The sequence below is a fragment of the Microbaculum marinisediminis genome (assembly GCF_025397915.1).
In the GTDB taxonomy this organism is placed as follows: Bacteria; Pseudomonadota; Alphaproteobacteria; order Rhizobiales; family Tepidamorphaceae; genus Microbaculum; species Microbaculum marinisediminis.
In genome coordinates this window covers 456302-472931 of record NZ_JALIDZ010000004.1, presented here as the reverse complement: position 1 = coordinate 472931, position 16630 = coordinate 456302, and the positions used below count along the sequence as shown (strand labels likewise).

Genomic DNA, 16630 nt, shown 5'->3' with positions numbered 1-16630 from the left:
CCAATGTCCGAAATTCAGGCCGCGAAGGCCTTGGCGAACTCGGAAACGGCTTTTTCGAGCTCTCTGCCGGTCTTGTCCGAGATTTCCTTCTCGGTGCGGATCGCGTCGAGGATGCCCATGTGCTTGTCACGGATGTGACGCAGCAGGTCTTCCTCGAAGCGACGCACGGCGGAGACCGGCTGGTCGTCGAGATAGCCGTTCACGCCGGCATAGATCACGACCACCTGCTCCTCGACCTTGAGCGGCGAGAACTGCGGCTGCTTCAGAAGCTCGGTCAGACGGGCGCCGCGATTGAGCAGGCGCTGCGTCGTGGCGTCGAGATCGGAGCCGAACTGGGCGAAGGCCGCCATTTCGCGGTACTGCGCCAGCTCGCCCTTGATCTTGCCGGCGACCTGCTTCATCGCCTTGATCTGCGCCGCCGAGCCCACGCGGCTGACCGACAGGCCGACGTTCAGCGCCGGGCGGATGCCCTGGTAGAACAGGTCGGTCTCCAGGAAGATCTGGCCGTCGGTGATCGAGATCACGTTGGTCGGGATGTAGGCCGACACGTCGTTGGCCTGCGTCTCGATCACGGGAAGCGCGGTCAGCGAGCCCGAGCCGTTTTCCTTGTTCATCTTCGCGGCGCGCTCGAGCAGGCGCGAATGCAGGTAGAACACGTCGCCCGGATAGGCCTCGCGTCCCGGCGGGCGGCGAAGCAGCAGCGACATCTGGCGATAGGAGACGGCCTGCTTGGACAGATCGTCATAGGCGATCACGGCGTGCATGCCGTTGTCGCGGAAGAACTCGCCGATGGCGCAGCCCGAGAACGGCGCCAGGTACTGCATCGGCGCCGGGTCGGAGGCGGTGGCGGCGATGACGACGGAATATTCCAGCGCGCCACGCTCCTCGAGCACCTTCACGAACTGGGCGACGGTGGAGCGCTTCTGGCCGACGGCGACGTAGACGCAGTAGAGCTTCTGGCTCTCGTCGTCCGAGGCGTTGAGCGGCTTCTGGTTGAGGATCGTGTCGAGGATGATGGCGGTCTTGCCGGTCTGGCGGTCGCCGATGATCAGCTCGCGCTGGCCGCGGCCGATCGGGATCAGCGCGTCGACGGCCTTGAGGCCGGTGGCCATCGGCTCGTGCACCGACTGGCGCGGGATGATGCCCGGCGCCTTGACGTCGACGCGGCGCTTTTCCTTGGACTTGATCGGGCCCTTGCCGTCGATCGGGTTGCCCAGGGCGTCGACGACGCGGCCGAGAAGCTCCTTGCCGACCGGCACTTCGACGATGGCGCCGGTGCGCTTGACGGTGTCGCCTTCCTTGATGTCGCGGTCGGAGCCGAAGATGACGACGCCGACGTTGTCGCTCTCGAGGTTCAGCGCCATGCCCCGGATGCCGCCGGGGAATTCGACCATCTCACCGGCCTGGACCTTATCCAGCCCGTAGACGCGGGCGATGCCGTCGCCGACGGACAGCACCTGGCCGACCTCGGTGACTTCGGCTTCCTTGCCGAAATTCTTGATCTGCTCCTTCAGGATCGAGGAGATTTCAGCGGCCCGAATGTCCATCAGCCGACCTCTTTCATAGCGATTTTGAGACTGTTGAGTTTGGTGCGCAGCGACGTGTCGATCATGCGGCTGCCGATGCGGACGACGAGACCGCCCAGCAGATCCGCGTCAACCTTGCGGTTGAGCTGCACGTCCTTGCCGAGAGACGCCTTCAGGGCGGCGGACAGCTCCGCGACCTGATCGGCGCTCAATTCATGCGCGGAAGTGACCTCCGCGGAAACCTCGCCGCGATGCTGGGCGACCAGCTTGCGGAAGCCGCCGATCATTCCCGGCAGCGCGAACAGGCGCCGGTTCCTGGCCGTCAGCTTGACGAAATTCTCGGTGATACCGGTGATGCCGGCCTTCTCCAGGACGGCGCCCATGGCGCGGACCTGGTCCTCGGCGGAAAATACCGGGCTCATGACGAGGCGGGTGAGATCCTCGCTCTCGTCGATCATCTTACCGACCTGGTCGAGCTCGCCGGCCACTTTGTCGATGGCTTTCGCCTCGACGGCGAGTTCGAACAGCGCCGTGGCGTAGCGGCCCGCGACGCCGGATACGATCGAATCTTCTGCGTTCACGCGTCGTGCTCTCTGATGCGACCTGATTGATGGCGTTGCTAGCCCCCGTATGACCCGTCTCCGAGCCGTCGCGGCGACCGGCCACAGGCCTCTGGAAGTGGTGTCGCCCGGAAGCCGGGGCTTCGCTAGCACACCACACTTGCCCTTGCAACACGCCAACGACGTGACTCGGCCCCAATGTCGAAGTGGTCTACAGAAAGCTGACCGGATCGACGTCGATCGAGACCCGCAGCCCCCCCTTGGCCGTCGGCGCCCGGGCCAGCCATCGCCGCAGCCATCCCTGCAGGTCGAAGCCGCGCGGCGCCTTGACGAGCAGGCGGAAGCGGTGCCGCCCGCGCACCACCGCCAGCGGCGCCTCGGCCGGCCCCAGCACGCGGACCGCGTCCGCCCCCCGATATTCCGAACCATGGGCGTTGTCCGCTCTTGGTACGGCGCGCGCCAGCGCCCGCGCGTAGCCGGACGCCTCGGCGTGGGTGCGCCCTGAGACGACGATCGCCGCCAGCCGCCCGAACGGCGGCAGGCCGGAGCGCTCGCGCTGCTCCATCTCGCGGGCATAGAAGGCCTCGCGATCGCCCGAGATGATCGCCTGCATGACCGGATGGTCGGGGTCGAAGGTCTGGATCAGCCCGCGTCCGCCGTCCTTCTGCCGGCCGGCGCGTCCGGTGACCTGCTGCAGCAGCTGGAACGTGCGCTCGGCGGCGCGCGGATCGGCGGTTGCCAGCCCGATATCGGCGTCGATCACCCCGACCAGGGCGAGATGCGGGAAATTGTGCCCCTTGGCGACGAGCTGCGTGCCGATGATCAGGTCGACCTCGCCGCGCTCGATCATCGAGAACCGCATCCGCAGTTCCGAAATCGACTGCACCAGGTCGCTGGAGAGCATCAGGATGCGGATATCGGGGAAAAGATCGGCCGCCTCCTCGGCGATTCGCTCGATTCCCGGTCCGCAGGCGACCAGGCTGTCCTCGGCGTCGCAGTTCGGGCAGCGCTCGGGCCTGGCGATCGAATGGCCGCAATGGTGGCACGACAGCACCCGGCGGAAGCGGTGATCCACCAGCCAGGCCGAGCAGTTGGGGCATTCGAACCGGAACCCGCATTTGCGGCAGAGCGTCAGCGGCGCATAGCCGCGCCGGTTGAGAAACAGGAGCGCCTGTTCGCCGCCGGCGATCGTCTCCTTGATCGCGTCCACGAGCACCGGGCTCAGGAACCGGCCGGACGGGGCTCCGTCGGCGCGCATGTCGATCGCCTTGATGTCGGGCAGGCTGGCGCCGAATCGGTCGGGCAGCTTCACGTGGATGTAGCGGCCGCGCTCGGCGTTGGCCCGGGTCTCGATCGACGGCGTCGCCGACGACAGGATCACCGGAAAGCCGCCGATCATGCCGCGCACCACCGCCATGTCGCGGGCCGAGTAGATGACGCCCTCCTCCTGCTTGTAGGCGGGGTCGTGCTCCTCGTCGACGACGATCAGGCCGGGCTCGGCAAACGGCAGGAACAGCGCCGAGCGCGCGCCGACGACGGCGCGCACCTGGCCGTTCGCCACCCCTCGCCAGGTGCGCTCGCGCAGCCGCGGCGTCATGCCCGAGTGCCATTCGGCCGGGCGGGTTCCGAATCGCGCCTCGAAGCGGTCGAGGAACTGCGTGGTGAGCGAGATTTCCGGCACCAGCACCAGCACCTGCCGGCCGCGCCTCAGCGCCTCGGCGACGGCCTCGAAATACACCTCTGTCTTGCCCGCGCCGGTGACGCCTTCGACCAGCGCGACGGCGAAGGCATCCGCCGCCACGGCGTCGCGCAGGCGCGCGGCCGCGTCCGCCTGCCCGTCGCTCAGCACGGGGGGCGCGAAATCCGGATCGGGCGTGCCCACCACAGGCGCCGGCGGCAGCGCCACCCGCTCCAGCGTTCCCGCATCGACCAGCCCCTCGACCACCGAGGCGCCGACACCGGCGGCCTGCGCCAGCGCGCCCTTGTTCCAGGCGAGCCCGTCGGCGGCGATCTCGAGCACCCGCGTGCGCGCCGCCGTCATGCGTTCCGGTGCCGCGCCGGCCAGCCGCACCGCCATCACCGGCTTTTCCGGCCCGAAGGCGTCCGGCACCCGCAGCACCATGCGCAGCACCGTGCCGCGATGGCTGAGCGTGTAGTCGGCCAGCCAGTCGACGAACCGGCGCATCTCCTCGCCGATATGCCCGTCGAGCTTGTCCTCGACTGATCTGAGCTTCTTCGCCGGCACCGAATCCGGTGCCCCGTCCCAGACGACGGCGAGCACCGATCGCGGCCCCAGCGGCACGACAACGACGTCGCCCGGCGCCAGCGTCATCCCCGCCGGCACTGCATAGGTATAGGGCCGCTCGACCGCGACGGGGACGAGCACGGAGACGGTTGCCGGTTTCTCCAAAAGGTCGGTCATGCGAATCGCGGGACTGTCATCGGCCTCAAAGTACGCTAAACAGGGCGCCAGTCAGCCGGTTGCCGGAACACAGTCGCCGGAACACAGTCAAGGTAGTCCCATGAAATTCTTCGTCGACACCGCCGATATCAACGAGATCCGCTCCCTCGCCGACACCGGCCTGCTCGACGGCGTCACCACCAATCCCTCGCTGGTCGCCAAGGCAGGCCGGCCGTTCCGCGAGGCTGTCGCCGAGATCTGCGGCATCGTCGAGGGGCCGGTGTCCGCCGAGGTCACCGCCACCGACGTCGACGGCATGGTCGCCGAGGGCAGGAGCCTGGCCGAGATCGCCGACAACGTCACGGTCAAGGTGCCGTTGACCATGGACGGACTCAAGGCCTGCCGCGCGCTGACCCAGGCCGGCATTATGGTCAACGTGACCCTGTGCTTCTCGGCCAATCAGGCGCTGCTCGCCGCCAAGGCCGGCGCCACCTTCGTCTCGCCCTTCATCGGCCGTCTCGACGATATCGGCCTCGACGGCGTCGAGCTGATCGCCGAGATCCGCGCGATCTACGACAATTACGGGTTCGAGACCGAGCTGCTCGCCGCTTCCATCCGTACGGTGAACCACGTCAGGGACTGCGCGCTCGCCGGCGCCGACGTCGCCACCATCCCGCCCGCGATCATCCGCCAGCTCGTGGCGCACCCGCTGACCGACAAGGGCCTCGCCGCCTTCCTGTCCGATTGGGCGAAGACCGGCGAGAAGATCCTCTAGGGCCCCCGAAACGGCCCGCCCGAAAGGCCCGCCCGGATATTTTTACCCGGGCACAATTGACACGGTAATTTTACCGGGGTAAATCCCTGCGGATATCACCACCGCAGGGATCCCCCGATCATGACCACCGAAAACCGCTGTATCGCCTTCAACGGCCCGACACGCGTTTCCGCCGGCGCGCGCATCGATGTCGCGCTCGCGGTGAAGCAGGCGATCGATTGCGACGAGACGGCGCAGATCCTGATCTTCGACGAAACCACGAGCAGGCCGGTCGAGTTCGACCTGCGCGGCACGCTCGACGATGTCCGCCAGCGCCTGGTCGACGCCGTCGATGAAACCGCCCGACCGGACACCCCCGGGCCCGAAACCGCCCGACCCGCCACCGCCAGCCCCGAAACAGACGATCGTCCCAAACGCCCGGGCCGGCCGAAGCTCGGCGTCGTCGGCCGCGAGGTCACGCTCCTGCCGCGCCATTGGGCGTGGCTGAACGCCCAGCCCGGCGGCGCTTCGGTCGCCCTGCGCAAGCTGGTCGAGAAAGCCCGGCAGGCGAACGACCGGACCGACCGCCAACGCATGAGCCGCGACTCGTGCTATCGCTTCATGAGCGCGATGGCCGGCAACCTTCCGAATTTCGAGGAGGCCTCGCGGGCGCTTTTCGCCGGTGACCGCGACAAGTTCGACGAAATGGTCGACTTCTGGCCGGGCGACATCCGCGAGCACGCCCATGCGCTGGCCGAAAAGGCATTCTGAACGGGACACGACCCATGATCCTCGAGCACGCCATCCTGAACGTGAAGCCGGGTCAGGCCGACGCCTTCGAGGCGGCGATGCGCGAGGCGCTGCCGTTGATCTCCGCCAGCGACGGTTTCCGGGGGCTCGAGGTGCGCCGCTGCATCGAGTCCCCGGATCGCTACGTGCTGCTGGTCAGATGGGACAGCGTCGAAGCCCATGATCCGGGATTTCGCGGCTCCGACCGCTATCCGCGCTGGAAGGCGCTGCTGCACCGCTTCTACGATCCGTTTCCGGTCGTGGAGCACTACGGCGCGCCCGTCGCCATGGCCTGAACGAGTCGCCACGGCCTAAACGAAAGGTTAACGCGGCGCGCGCAAGACTGGCTTCGAACCCCGTACGAGGAAGGTCGCCCGCACGATGCCACCCGGACGCCAGGCACGGACACGCGAAGACGCCGCACCGGTGATCGGCCCGCTGCTGGCGGCCGCCGACCTGCGGGCGAGCGCCGAGGCCTGGCTCACCAGCCTGGCGACCGAACGCCGCCTGTCGGACAAGACGGTGGAGGCCTACGGCCGCGACCTCCGCCAGTTTCTCACCTTCCTGCGGGACCATCTCGGCGATCCGCCCGCCGCCGCCGATTTCGCCGATCTCAGGCCGACCGATATCCGCGCCTGGCTCGCCGCGCGTCGCGGCGACGGGCTCGCCGGTCCCTCGCTGTCGCGGGCGCTCGCCGCGATCCGCTCGTTCACGCGGTTCCTGGAAAAGACCACCGGCACCAGGACGACGGCGCTCACCGTCGTGCGCGGGCCGAAGAAGCGCCACGCCCTGCCGAAACCCTTGTCGCGCGACGCGGCGCTGCGCGTCATCGATGCCGAGGAGATCGATACCGGCGCGGCCGAACCCTGGATCGCCGCCCGCGACGCCGCCGTCTTCGCCCTGCTCTATGGCTGCGGCCTGCGCATTTCCGAGGCGCTTGGCCTCACCCGGTCGGAGGCGCCGGCGCCGGACACCGCGCTGCGCATCACCGGCAAGGGCGGCAAGACCCGGCTCGTACCGGTGCTGCCCGCGGTGGCCGAGGCGATCGCCGACTACCTGCGCCTGTGCCCCTACGCCTTGGCCGCGGACGGCCCGCTGTTCGTCGGTGCCCGCGGCGGCCCGCTCAACCCGCGCCTCATCCAGCGTGCGATGGCGCGGCTGCGCGGCGCGCTCGGCCTGCCCGACAGCGCCACGCCGCACGCGCTGCGCCATTCCTTCGCCACCCATCTGCTGATGAATGGTGGCGACCTGCGCGCCATCCAGGAACTGCTCGGCCACGCCAGCCTGTCGACGACGCAGGTCTATACGGAAATCGACGAAAACCGCCTGCTGGAGGCCTATCACGCCGCCCATCCGCGCGCCTGACCGGACCGATCGCCGCCAAGATAACGCGTTCGTGAGCGGCCGCGCTCTTGCCGCCCCCGCGAACGGTGCTAGCCTTTCGGGTGCGACGATTCATCCTGACGTCGTTCCTTGAGAGGAGACTTCGCATGACAAGCAAACTCCTCGCAGGTCTCGCCGCGGTTGCGCTGACCATGTCGGCGGGCGCCGCGTTCGCGGATTGCTCGGCCGGTCACACGGCCGCCAAGCAGACCCCGGTGAAGACCGCGCAGATCAGCACCCCGACGCAGACCTCCACGACCCAGCCCGCGCAGGACTAGGGAGCGGCGAATACGTCTGTGTAGGAATTTGGCCCGGGCCCGCGGCCCGGGTTCTTTTTTGCGGGTTTGGCGCATAGATCGCGCCACGCACCCTCTCTCCGCACCGTCGGCGCCGCCCCGTTAGCGGAGCTTCGCCAGCACGAAGATCGCCTGTTCGCCGAAGAGGTTGAGCGTCCGCAGCGAGGCCCCCTCGGAAAGGCGGTCGCCCTTCGATCCGAGCGCGATCACCTTCTCGATGGTGACGCCCATGTCGTCGGCGAGCGCGCAGAAATCGCGGATCGTGCAGAAATGGATGTTGGGCGTCGCGTACCAGCTCACCGGCAGGTGCTCGGTGATCGGCATGCGGCCGCGCGTCAGCAGCTGCCAGCGCATCCGCCAGTGGCCGAAATTCGGGAACGACACGATGCCGCGCCGGCCGATGCGCAGGATGTGCTCGAGCACGCCGCGCGGGTCGCGGGTGGCCTGGATGGTCTGGCTCAGCACCACGTAGTCGAAGGCGTTGTCGGGATAGTCCACGAGATCGCGGTCGGCGTCGCCCTGCACCACAGCCAGGCCCTTGGCCACGCACTCGTTGACGTTGCGCTGGCTGAGCTCGACGCCGCGCCCGTCGATGCCGTAGCGGTTCTCCAGGATCTCGAGCAGGGTGCCATCGCCGCAGCCGATGTCGAGCACCCGGCTGCCCGGCCGGATCAGGTCGGCGACCAGATTCAGATCGACGCGGCTGGACGGCGGGGCCGCGCTGTACCCGTTCCCCGGCGCCGTCATAGCATGGTGGACGACAGCTGACGGGTCGGCGGGGCCGGCAATCCGCGCGCATGCGCGGCCGAGTCGAGGAAGCCGCGAACGGCGCCGAACAGTTCCGGCTCGTCGAGCAGGAAGGAATCGTGCCCCGAGTCGGTCTCGATCTCGACGAAGCTGACGCGGGCACCCGCCGCGTTCAGCGCGTGCACGACCTGCCGGTTGCCCTCGGTCGGGAACAGCCAGTCCGACGTGAACGAGACGACGCAGAAGCGCGTGCTGGTGCCGAGGAACGCGTTGGCCAGCTGCCCGTCGTAGTCCGCCGCGAGGTCGAAATAGTCCATCGCCCGGGTCAGGTAGAGGTAGCTGTTGGGGTCGAACCGGTCGACGAAGGTCGAGCCCTGATGGCGCAGATAGCTTTCGATCTGGAAATCGGCGTCGAAGCCGAAGGTGATCGCCGCCCGGTTCTGCAGGTTGCGCCCGAACTTCCGGTGCAGCGCCTCGTCCGACATGTAGGTGATGTGCGCGGCCATCCGCGCCACCGACAGGCCCTTCTTCGGGCTGGTGCCTTCGAGCAGGTAGCGCCCGCCGCGCCAGTCGGGATCGGCCATCACCGCCTGGCGGCCGACCTCGTGGAAGGCGATGTTCTGCGAGGTGTGGCGCGCCGCAGTGGCGATCGGGATCGCCGAAAACACCCGGTCGGGATGGCTGGCGGCCCATTCCAGCACCTGCATGCCGCCCATGGAACCACCGATCACGCAGAACAGCGTGTCGATGCCGAGATGATCGAGCAGCATCGTCTGCGCCCGCACCATGTCGCGAATCGTCACCACCGGGAAATCGAGGCCGTAGGATTCACCGGTCGCCGGGTCGATGCTGCCCGGTCCCGAGGAGCCCATGCAGCCGCCGAGCACGTTGGCGCAGATGACGAAGTAGCGGTCGGTGTCGATCGGCTTTCCGTGGCCGACCATCTTGTCCCACCAGCCGGGCTTCATGGTCACCGGATGGATGTTGGCGGCATGCTGGTCGGCGGTCAGCGCGTGCGCCACCAGAATGGCGTTGTTTTTCTGCGGATCGAGCGTGCCATAGGTCTGGTAGGCGATCGTCAGCGGCGCGAAATCGATGCCGCAGTCGAGCCGCAGCGGCTGGTCCGGACCGAACTGGACCACTTGGCTGTCGGGTGCCGCGATCTGGCGATAGGTGGTCGACCGGCTCTTGATCCCGGGTATCATCGTGCTGCTCAGCCGGTTTGCCGGCCTTCTACGGGGCGAATGCTTTCCCCGGGACCCTGCGCCCGGGACTCGATCTAGTTGGGCCGGTACCGGCGCCATGTCAATGTTTTCTTTGACGTACCGGGGCTGAGTTTGACGTGCCGCGACACCGGCGCGCGGGCGTTTCACCGCCGCCCGCGGGCAGGCCCGTCCGCGACCGGCCCGTCCGGACGCTGCGGCCGGGACGGCCCGGCCCCGTGCCCCGCGCCGGTCTGAATGGTTCCATTTCGCCGTGAAAGGCTCTAAGACTGCGCGCCGGCCGCAAGGCCGTTCAAGCTTAAAGAAACCGCCGGAGAAAAGGCGCCCGCCCGCGATGTCCGACACGCCCGCACAGGATACCGTTAGCCTCGACGCGCTGCGCCGCGACATCGACGCCGCCGACGAGGAGATGCATCGCCAGCTGATCCATCGCGGCGAGGTCATCGAACGGCTGATCGACGCCAAGCGGCTGTCGGCCAACGGCGGCGCCGCGTTCCGTCCCGACCGGGAGGCGGCGATGATGCGCCGCATCGCCGCGCGCCACACCGGCAGCCTGCCGCTGTCGACCGTCGAGCACATCTGGCGCGAGATCATCGGCACCTTCACCCAGCTCCAGGCGCCCTACCGGGTTCTGGCGGCGCGTGCCGCCGATCCGGCGATGCGCGATCTGCTGCGCTACTACTTCGGCTTCTCCTCGCCGCTGGTCGGCGCCGCCTCGAACCGCGAGGCCATCGACACCGTGGCCAGGACCGGCACCGATCTCGCGGTCGTCGCGCTCGACGATCCGCTCGAGGAGCGATGGTGGGAGAGCCTCACGCCGTCCGCAGACGCCCCCGGTTTTGGGGCGAAAGTGATCGCCTACCTCCCCTTCCTGCCCCTGCAATCCGGCCTCGACCTGCCCCGCGCCGTCGTCATCGGCCCGAAAAACGTCGAAGCCCCCGACGATCTCCATCTTTATGCCGTAGACCTCGCCGATACCGGCTCGATTGACGGCCTCGGCACGATCCTCGCGCGATCCGCCGCCGCGGCCCTGATCGCCGCGCCGCGCGACCCCGCCGGGTTCGGCAAGACGACGACATTGCAATCGCATTGGCTCGGCTGCTTCGCGAAGCCGACCGACTGGACCTGAGACGAAAGACGATGAGCGAGACCAAATCCGGACCGCAGCCGCGCGCCAGCGTCCTGCAGATCAGCGCCTATGTGCCGGGCACGGCCAAAGACGGCGCGGGCAAGGTGCACAAGCTGTCGTCGAACGAGACGCCGCTGGGCCCCAGCCCGAAGGCGCGACATGCCTATGTCGAGGCCGCCGAGCATCTCGAGCTCTACCCCGACGGCGGCGCGACCGCGCTGAGGCGGGCGATCGGCGCCAGGTACGGCATCGATCCGAACCGCATCGTCTGCGGCGCTGGCTCGGACGAACTGATCTCGCTCCTCTGCCAAACCTACCTGGAGCCCGGCGACGAGACGGTGTACTCGCAGCACGGCTTCCTGATGTACAAGATCTCGACGCTGGCCTCGGGCGGCGTGCCCGTCGTCGCGCCGGAATCGGACCTGACGACCGACGTCGACGCGATGCTCGCCTGCGTCACCGACCGCACGCGCCTGGTCTTCCTGGCCAACCCGAACAACCCGACCGGCACCTACCTGCCCTTCGAGGAAGTACGGCGTCTGCACGCCGGCCTGCCGGACAACGTCATCCTGGTCCTCGACGCGGCCTATGCCGAATATGTCCGCCGCAACGACTACTCGGCCGGCATCGACCTGGTGGCGAACGCCAACAACGTCGTGATGATGCGGACCTTCTCGAAGATCCACGGCCTGGCGGCGCTGCGCCTCGGCTGGGCCTTCTGTCCCGAGGGGATCGCCGACATTCTCAACCGCGTGCGCGGCCCCTTCAACGTCAACGCCCCGGCGATCGCCGCCGGCGTGGCCGCGATCGGCGACGCCGCCTTCATGGACCGGGCCGTCGCCCATAACGAGCGCTGGCTGCCCTGGCTGACCGGCGAGCTGGAGACGCTCGGGCTGAGCGTCACGCCGAGCGTCGGCAACTTCATCCTCGTGCATTTCCCCGACGCCGACGGCAAGCGCGCGCCCGACGCCGACGCCTGGCTGCAGGACCGGGGCGTCTTCGTGCGCCGCATGGAGGCCTATGGCCTGCCGCACGCCCTGCGCGTGACCATCGGCACCGAGGAGGCGAACCGCCTCGTGGTGGAGGCGCTCGCCGCCTTCATGCGGAACGGCTGAACGGCGAGCGCATGCCCGAACCACTCGTCGACACACTGGCCCTGATCGGCATCGGCCTGATCGGATCGTCCATCGCCCGCGTCGTGAAGCGCGAGGGGCTGGCCCGCCATATCGTCGTGCAGACGCGGCGGCCGGAGACGCTCGCGCGCGCCGAGGAGCTGGGCCTCGGCGACCGCTACACGACCGATCCGACCGAAGCGGTCAGGGACGCCGACCTCGTCATCGCCTGCATTCCCGTCGGCGCGTCGGAACAGGTCGCCCGGGCGGTCGGCCCGGCGCTGAAGCCCGGCGCCGTCGTCTCCGACGTCGGCTCGACCAAGGCCTCGGTCATCGCCCAGGTGGCGCCGCACCTGCCGGACAGCATCCATTTCGTCCCGGCCCACCCGATCGCCGGCACAGAGCATTCCGGCCCCGACGCCGGCTTCGCCGACCTGTTCCGGAACCGCTGGTGCATCGTCACCCCGCCGCCCGGCACGGATACGGCCGCCATCGATCTGGTCCGGCGCTTCTGGGAAGCCTGCGGCGCCGACACCGAGGTGATGACGCCCGAGCACCACGACATGGTGCTGGCGATCACCAGCCACGTGCCGCACCTGATCGCCTACAATATTGTCGGCACGGCAGCCCACCTTGAACAGGTCACCGAATCGGAGGTGATGAAGTATTCCGCGGGCGGATTCCGCGACTTCACCCGCATCGCCGCGTCCGACCCGACCATGTGGCGCGACGTCTTCCTGCACAACCGCGAGGCGGTGCTGGAGATGCTGGCCCGTTTCTCCGAGGATCTCTCGGCGCTGCAGCGGGCGATCCGCTTCGGCGACGGCGACGCGCTGTTCGACCTCTTCACCAAGACCCGCGCCATCCGCCGCGGCATCATCGAGGCCGGCCAGGAGACCGAGGCGCCCGACTTCGGCCGCACGCCCGGCGCCGGCAAGCCGGCGGAACCCGGCGAATAGTCGGCCCGGGGCTCTCCGGCACCCTTCAGCTCTTGCGGACGATGCAGGCCGCGCCTGCCTTCTTCAGCCGCGCGCAGACATCGCCCGCGGCCTCCTGGGTCTCGGCGGGAACCCGCACGTTGAAGAACACCGCGGCGCCGCGCGAGCGGTTGCGGGTGCCCACCACCATCGCCGGCCGGCCGGCAAGCACGTCCTCGTAGCGCTGCTGCAGACGGGCGTAGATCGCCAGCGCCCGGTCCTTCGAGAAATGCCCCGCGACCTGCGCGCCCCAGGGCGCCGTCGGCGCCGGGCCGACCGCCGGCACGACCCGCGCCGGTGCCGCCAGCGCCGCGACCACGCTGGCGCAGCGCACCGGCCGCGCGCTTTCGCGGGGGTCGGCGACCGGGCCGGATTCGGCCGAGCCCTTCCAGTCGCCGGCGGCGCGCCCGGTGATGAAGGAGACGAAGCGCTGCGTCTCGGCGGGAAGACCGCCGCTGCCGGAGAGCCAGTCGGCGACGCGGTTCGGCCCGCCGTTATAGGCGGCCGCCGCGAGGCCCAGGTTTCCGAACGCGCGGCGCAGGTCGGTGAGGAAGGAGGCCGCCGCGTCGATCGCCGCCTCCGGCTCGAACGGATCGGCAAGCCCCCGCTCGGCCGCCGTCGCCGGCATGAACTGGGCGATGCCCTGCGCGCCCTTCGGGCTCACCACGCCGGGCCGGAAGCTGCTTTCGCGCCAGATCAGCCGCGTCAGGAAGGCGACGGGCAGGTCGTGATCCCCGGCCGCCGCCTCGACATGCGCGCAGATCAGTTCGCGATGGGTCGGAACCTTCGCGGCGGACGCATCGCCGAGCGGCCGCGCCGCCGCCGGCCCGTGGATCAGGACGGGCCCGGCCGCGGCCGAAACCAGCAGAAGAACGGCGGCAAGGCGTTTCATCGCCCTGGAACTTTACCACAACCGCGGCAAGTCCGCGGCGGCGCCAAAGCCGTACGGCGCGCGATCCGTCTCGCGCCGTATGCGCCGGCGGTATACGCTGCGGGGGGAAACGGACGCGCGTCGAGGGAGAGACCATGACGGGACGGACGGCGATCGTGACGGGGGCCGCGCGCGGCATCGGGCTGGCCACCACGAAACTGTTCCTGGCCGAAGGCGTCTCGGTCGCGATGGTCGACCGCGACGTCCCGGCCCTGGAGGAGGCCGCCCTGGAGGAGGCCGCCCGGAACCTGGGCGACGTCCTGGCTCTGCCCTACGACATCTCCAGGCCGCACGCCGTCGCCGCCATGATAGCCGATACGCGGGCGCGGTTCGGCCGCATCGACTATCTGGTCAACAATGCCGGCGTCGCCGATTTCGGCCCCCTGGAACGGACCGACTTCGAGCGCTGGCGCGCGGTGATGGCGACCAATCTCGACGGCGTCTTCCTGTGCTCGCAGGCCGCCACCCCCGAGCTGAAGAAGACCGGGGGCTGCATCGTCAACGTGGCCAGCATCTCCGGCCTGCGCGCCTCCACCCTGCGCGTCGCCTACGGCACCTCGAAGGCCGCCGTGATCCATCTGACCCGGCAACAGGCGGCCGAGCTCGGCGAATACGGGATCCGCGTGAACTGCGTCGCGCCCGGGCCGGTGCGCACCAAGCTCGCCGCCGCCGTGCACACGCGGGAGATCGTCGACGCCTATCACGACGCGATCCCCCTCAACCGCTACGGCTCGGAAGAGGAGATCGCGAACGTGATCGTCTTCCTGTGCTCGGACAAGGCGAGCTACGTCACCGGCCAGATGATCGCCGCCGACGGCGGCTTCGAGGCGACGGGCGTCGGCCTGCCGGCGCTGCGCGCGGCGCGACTCGACGAGACCTAAGGTGTCAGGCGAGGGGCGTCAGTTCGGTCCCGCCAGCAATCCGGAGCCCGGCCCCGAGCCCGGCACGACGCGCCAGTCCGGCTTGCCGTAGACCGCGGGCCACTGACCCGGTTCGACGGCGCTGTAGTAGACGACGCCCTCCAGCAACGGGAACTGCTTCAGCGTCGCCGCCGAGAAGTCGTTGCAACGCTCCATGTAGGCCACATCGCCGGCGCAGCCGAATTCCGAGATGTAGATCGGCTTGCCGAACTTTACCGCCCGGTCGTAGCTCGGCTTCAGCAGCTCGGTCAGGTCCCGTTCGTGTCCGTTGGCCACCTGGTCGTAGGCCTGGTAGCCGAAGACCGAAAGCCCGATCTCGTCGACATAGTCGTCGCCAGGATAATAGAGGCCCAGGTCGAACTCGCCGCGCGGCGACCACATGAAGGTCAGGTCCGGCGCCTTCTCGCGGCACAGATCGACGAAATGGCGATAGGCGGCGACATAGTCGCTCGGCCGCCAGTCCGACCACGGATAGCGGCCGTTCTTGAGGTCCATTTCGTGCGCCCAGCGCACGGTCACCGGACTGCGCAACTTGGCGATCCTGCCGCACAGCTCACCGATCCGGTCGTCGTAGCGCCCCGACAGGAGTCCCTCTCTCAGCTCGTCGGGAAACACCGGCTCGAGCGGCGACCACGACCACGGCTCAACCGTCAGAAGCAGCGTGCGGCCACGGTCGGCGGCATAGCGGTCGGCGACGTCCAGCGACGCCAGATCGATATTCTGCCACGGCATGAACACGTGCTCGATCTGGACACGCGACGCATCGGCGAAGGCGCCGTCGGGGTCGTAGATGCCGACCTGAAGGTCGGTCGGCCCGGCGGCCTCCGCCTGAGCAGCGGACACATCGGCACTCGCCAGCGTGACGGCTTTCGCAGCGTGGGCCAGGCCCGGCGCTGCGGCGCACAGCAGCACCGCGGCGCCCATCAGCGCCGCGCGCCGCCATAGGTATCGGTATCGGTATCGGTATCGGATCAGGGATTTCATCGACGTCCATCCCTTGCAGATGGGGCATCCCTTGCGGATCGGGGCCTTCCCGATCGAAGACCCCTTACCGGGTGCGGCAGCGCTCCCGTGCGATGGCGATCAGCCTGCGGGCCTCGTCCGATTCGTCGCTGATCTCCGAATATTCGGACCGCTTGACCGGATCGATCTGCGGCGCGTCCTGAAGGAACGGAAACGCGGTCGTCACCGGCGTGTCCGGGAGCAGGCTATCCGACCATTTGATCGGGTCGGTCAGCACGCCCTCGCCGCACGAGTAGATGAGCTGGTTCGGCTCGGACAGCGACTTGCAGCCGCCCATGGAGCCGGGCGCGGTCCGCGAGCAGATCTCGACCTCGCCCTCCAAAAGCAGCAGCAGCGTCTCGTCCTCGTCGTAGACGTAGAGGTCGAAGACGGTGCCGAGCACGCCGATGGTCGCCGACGGCGTGTCGATACGGTAGGCGTCCTTGTCGTTCTCGCCGGTAATGAAGCGGAAGGCGCCCTTCAGCACGTTGAGGACCACGCGCCCGCTGCCCTCGCCGCCGCCGACGACATAGTCGTCGAGAGTGAGGCTGCCGTTCGGCCCCAGGGCGAGCTTGGTATCGTCGTCGAGCTGCAGCTCGGCATGCGAATCCGAGCCCGTTTCCAGCAGTTCGTTCAGAAAGACGCGGTCGCCCACGCCGAGGTCGCGTTCGTTCTGACCGAGCTGCCCGGTCACGCTCCTGACGGTGACGACGGTGGTACCGATTCCGCTTTCCGTGGTCGCGTGCGCCGGCGCGGCTACACCCGCCATTGCCGTCGCCACGAGCGCGGCTGCCACGAACAGGCGCCGCTTTCCGGTCACACTACGCAATGTATCGAAAATGGCACTCACGCCGTGCATACCAGGACCCTCCATGCCGCG

General features: G+C 68.7%; 17 protein-coding genes. 9 read left to right on the top strand and 8 right to left on the bottom strand.

Annotation, left to right across the window (positions count from 1 at the left end):
* Nucleotides 1-14: 14 nt before the first annotated feature.
* The 3 genes from atpA to MUB46_RS11105 all read right to left on the bottom strand — a co-directional run bounded on the left by atpA (nt 15) and on the right by MUB46_RS11105 (nt 4508).
* On the bottom strand, nt 15-1547 hold the full coding sequence (gene atpA, locus MUB46_RS11115) for a F0F1 ATP synthase subunit alpha (protein WP_261615965.1): 1533 nt from the start codon (nt 1545-1547) through the stop codon (nt 15-17).
* Nucleotides 1547-2107, bottom strand: a complete 561-nt coding sequence (locus MUB46_RS11110; RefSeq protein ID WP_261615964.1) for a F0F1 ATP synthase subunit delta — start codon at nt 2105-2107, stop codon at nt 1547-1549. The genes atpA and MUB46_RS11110 overlap by 1 nt, the downstream gene beginning before the upstream one ends.
* 190 nt (nt 2108-2297) lie before the next feature.
* Entirely contained in the window at nt 2298-4508 is a 2211-nt protein-coding gene (locus MUB46_RS11105; RefSeq protein ID WP_261615963.1) for a primosomal protein N', read from the bottom strand.
* A 100-nt stretch (nt 4509-4608) separates the two neighbouring features.
* Here MUB46_RS11105 and fsa point away from each other — a divergent pair, with 100 nt between their 5' ends.
* From fsa to MUB46_RS11080, 5 genes are all read left to right on the top strand, one after another.
* Nucleotides 4609-5262: a fructose-6-phosphate aldolase gene (gene fsa / locus MUB46_RS11100; protein ID WP_261615962.1), complete on the top strand. Its 654-nt coding sequence runs from the start codon at nt 4609-4611 to the stop codon at nt 5260-5262.
* A 120-nt stretch (nt 5263-5382) separates the two neighbouring features.
* Nucleotides 5383-6012, top strand: a complete 630-nt coding sequence (locus MUB46_RS11095; RefSeq protein WP_261615961.1) for a DUF2239 family protein — start codon at nt 5383-5385, stop codon at nt 6010-6012.
* Between the two features lie 14 nt (nt 6013-6026).
* Nucleotides 6027-6326 (top strand): antibiotic biosynthesis monooxygenase family protein, encoded by a 300-nt coding sequence (locus MUB46_RS11090; protein ID WP_261615960.1) that lies wholly within the window; start codon nt 6027-6029, stop codon nt 6324-6326.
* Between the two features lie 85 nt (nt 6327-6411).
* A complete protein-coding gene (locus MUB46_RS11085; protein ID WP_261615959.1) occupies nt 6412-7395 on the top strand; it encodes a tyrosine recombinase XerC in 984 nt (327 codons plus the stop codon).
* Between the two features lie 125 nt (nt 7396-7520).
* On the top strand, nt 7521-7691 hold the full coding sequence (locus MUB46_RS11080) for a hypothetical protein (RefSeq protein ID WP_261615958.1): 171 nt from the start codon (nt 7521-7523) through the stop codon (nt 7689-7691).
* Nucleotides 7692-7811: 120 nt separating this feature from the next.
* Here MUB46_RS11080 and metW read toward each other — a convergent pair whose 3' ends face one another.
* Both metW and metX read right to left on the bottom strand, forming a co-directional pair.
* Nucleotides 7812-8456, bottom strand: coding sequence for a methionine biosynthesis protein MetW (metW, locus tag MUB46_RS11075; protein ID WP_261615957.1), 645 nt, complete (start codon nt 8454-8456; stop codon nt 7812-7814).
* A complete protein-coding gene (gene metX, locus MUB46_RS11070; RefSeq protein WP_261615956.1) occupies nt 8453-9661 on the bottom strand; it encodes a homoserine O-acetyltransferase MetX in 1209 nt (402 codons plus the stop codon). The genes metW and metX overlap by 4 nt, the downstream gene beginning before the upstream one ends.
* Nucleotides 9662-10013: 352 nt before the next feature.
* Between metX and MUB46_RS11065 the strand changes: the two genes are divergently transcribed.
* The 3 genes from MUB46_RS11065 to MUB46_RS11055 are packed head-to-tail and all read left to right on the top strand — an operon-like array spanning nt 10014 to nt 12879.
* A complete protein-coding gene (locus MUB46_RS11065) occupies nt 10014-10808 on the top strand; it encodes a chorismate mutase (RefSeq protein ID WP_261615955.1) in 795 nt (264 codons plus the stop codon).
* Between the two features lie 11 nt (nt 10809-10819).
* Nucleotides 10820-11923 carry a histidinol-phosphate transaminase gene (gene hisC, locus MUB46_RS11060; protein WP_261615954.1) on the top strand — a complete coding sequence of 368 codons (1104 nt, stop codon included), beginning with the start codon at nt 10820-10822 and terminating at the stop codon, nt 11921-11923.
* A gap of 11 nt (nt 11924-11934) precedes the next feature.
* Nucleotides 11935-12879 carry a prephenate/arogenate dehydrogenase family protein gene (locus MUB46_RS11055; protein ID WP_261615953.1) on the top strand — a complete coding sequence of 315 codons (945 nt, stop codon included), beginning with the start codon at nt 11935-11937 and terminating at the stop codon, nt 12877-12879.
* Nucleotides 12880-12904: 25 nt separating this feature from the next.
* On the opposite strand, the gene MUB46_RS11050 is transcribed toward MUB46_RS11055, so the two are convergent.
* Nucleotides 12905-13789 carry a lytic transglycosylase domain-containing protein gene (locus tag MUB46_RS11050; protein ID WP_261615952.1) on the bottom strand — a complete coding sequence of 295 codons (885 nt, stop codon included), beginning with the start codon at nt 13787-13789 and terminating at the stop codon, nt 12905-12907.
* A 134-nt stretch (nt 13790-13923) separates the two neighbouring features.
* On the opposite strand from MUB46_RS11050, the gene MUB46_RS11045 reads away from it, so the two are divergent.
* Nucleotides 13924-14709, top strand: a complete 786-nt coding sequence (locus MUB46_RS11045) for an SDR family NAD(P)-dependent oxidoreductase (protein WP_261615951.1) — start codon at nt 13924-13926, stop codon at nt 14707-14709.
* An 18-nt stretch (nt 14710-14727) separates the two neighbouring features.
* On the opposite strand, the gene MUB46_RS11040 is transcribed toward MUB46_RS11045, so the two are convergent.
* Nucleotides 14728-15732 carry a glycoside hydrolase family 26 protein gene (locus tag MUB46_RS11040; RefSeq protein WP_261615950.1) on the bottom strand — a complete coding sequence of 335 codons (1005 nt, stop codon included), beginning with the start codon at nt 15730-15732 and terminating at the stop codon, nt 14728-14730.
* A gap of 64 nt (nt 15733-15796) precedes the next feature.
* Complete coding sequence (locus tag MUB46_RS11035) at nt 15797-16519, bottom strand: FecR family protein (protein ID WP_261615949.1); 723 nt, start codon at nt 16517-16519, stop codon at nt 15797-15799.
* Nucleotides 16520-16630 lie beyond the last annotated feature (111 nt).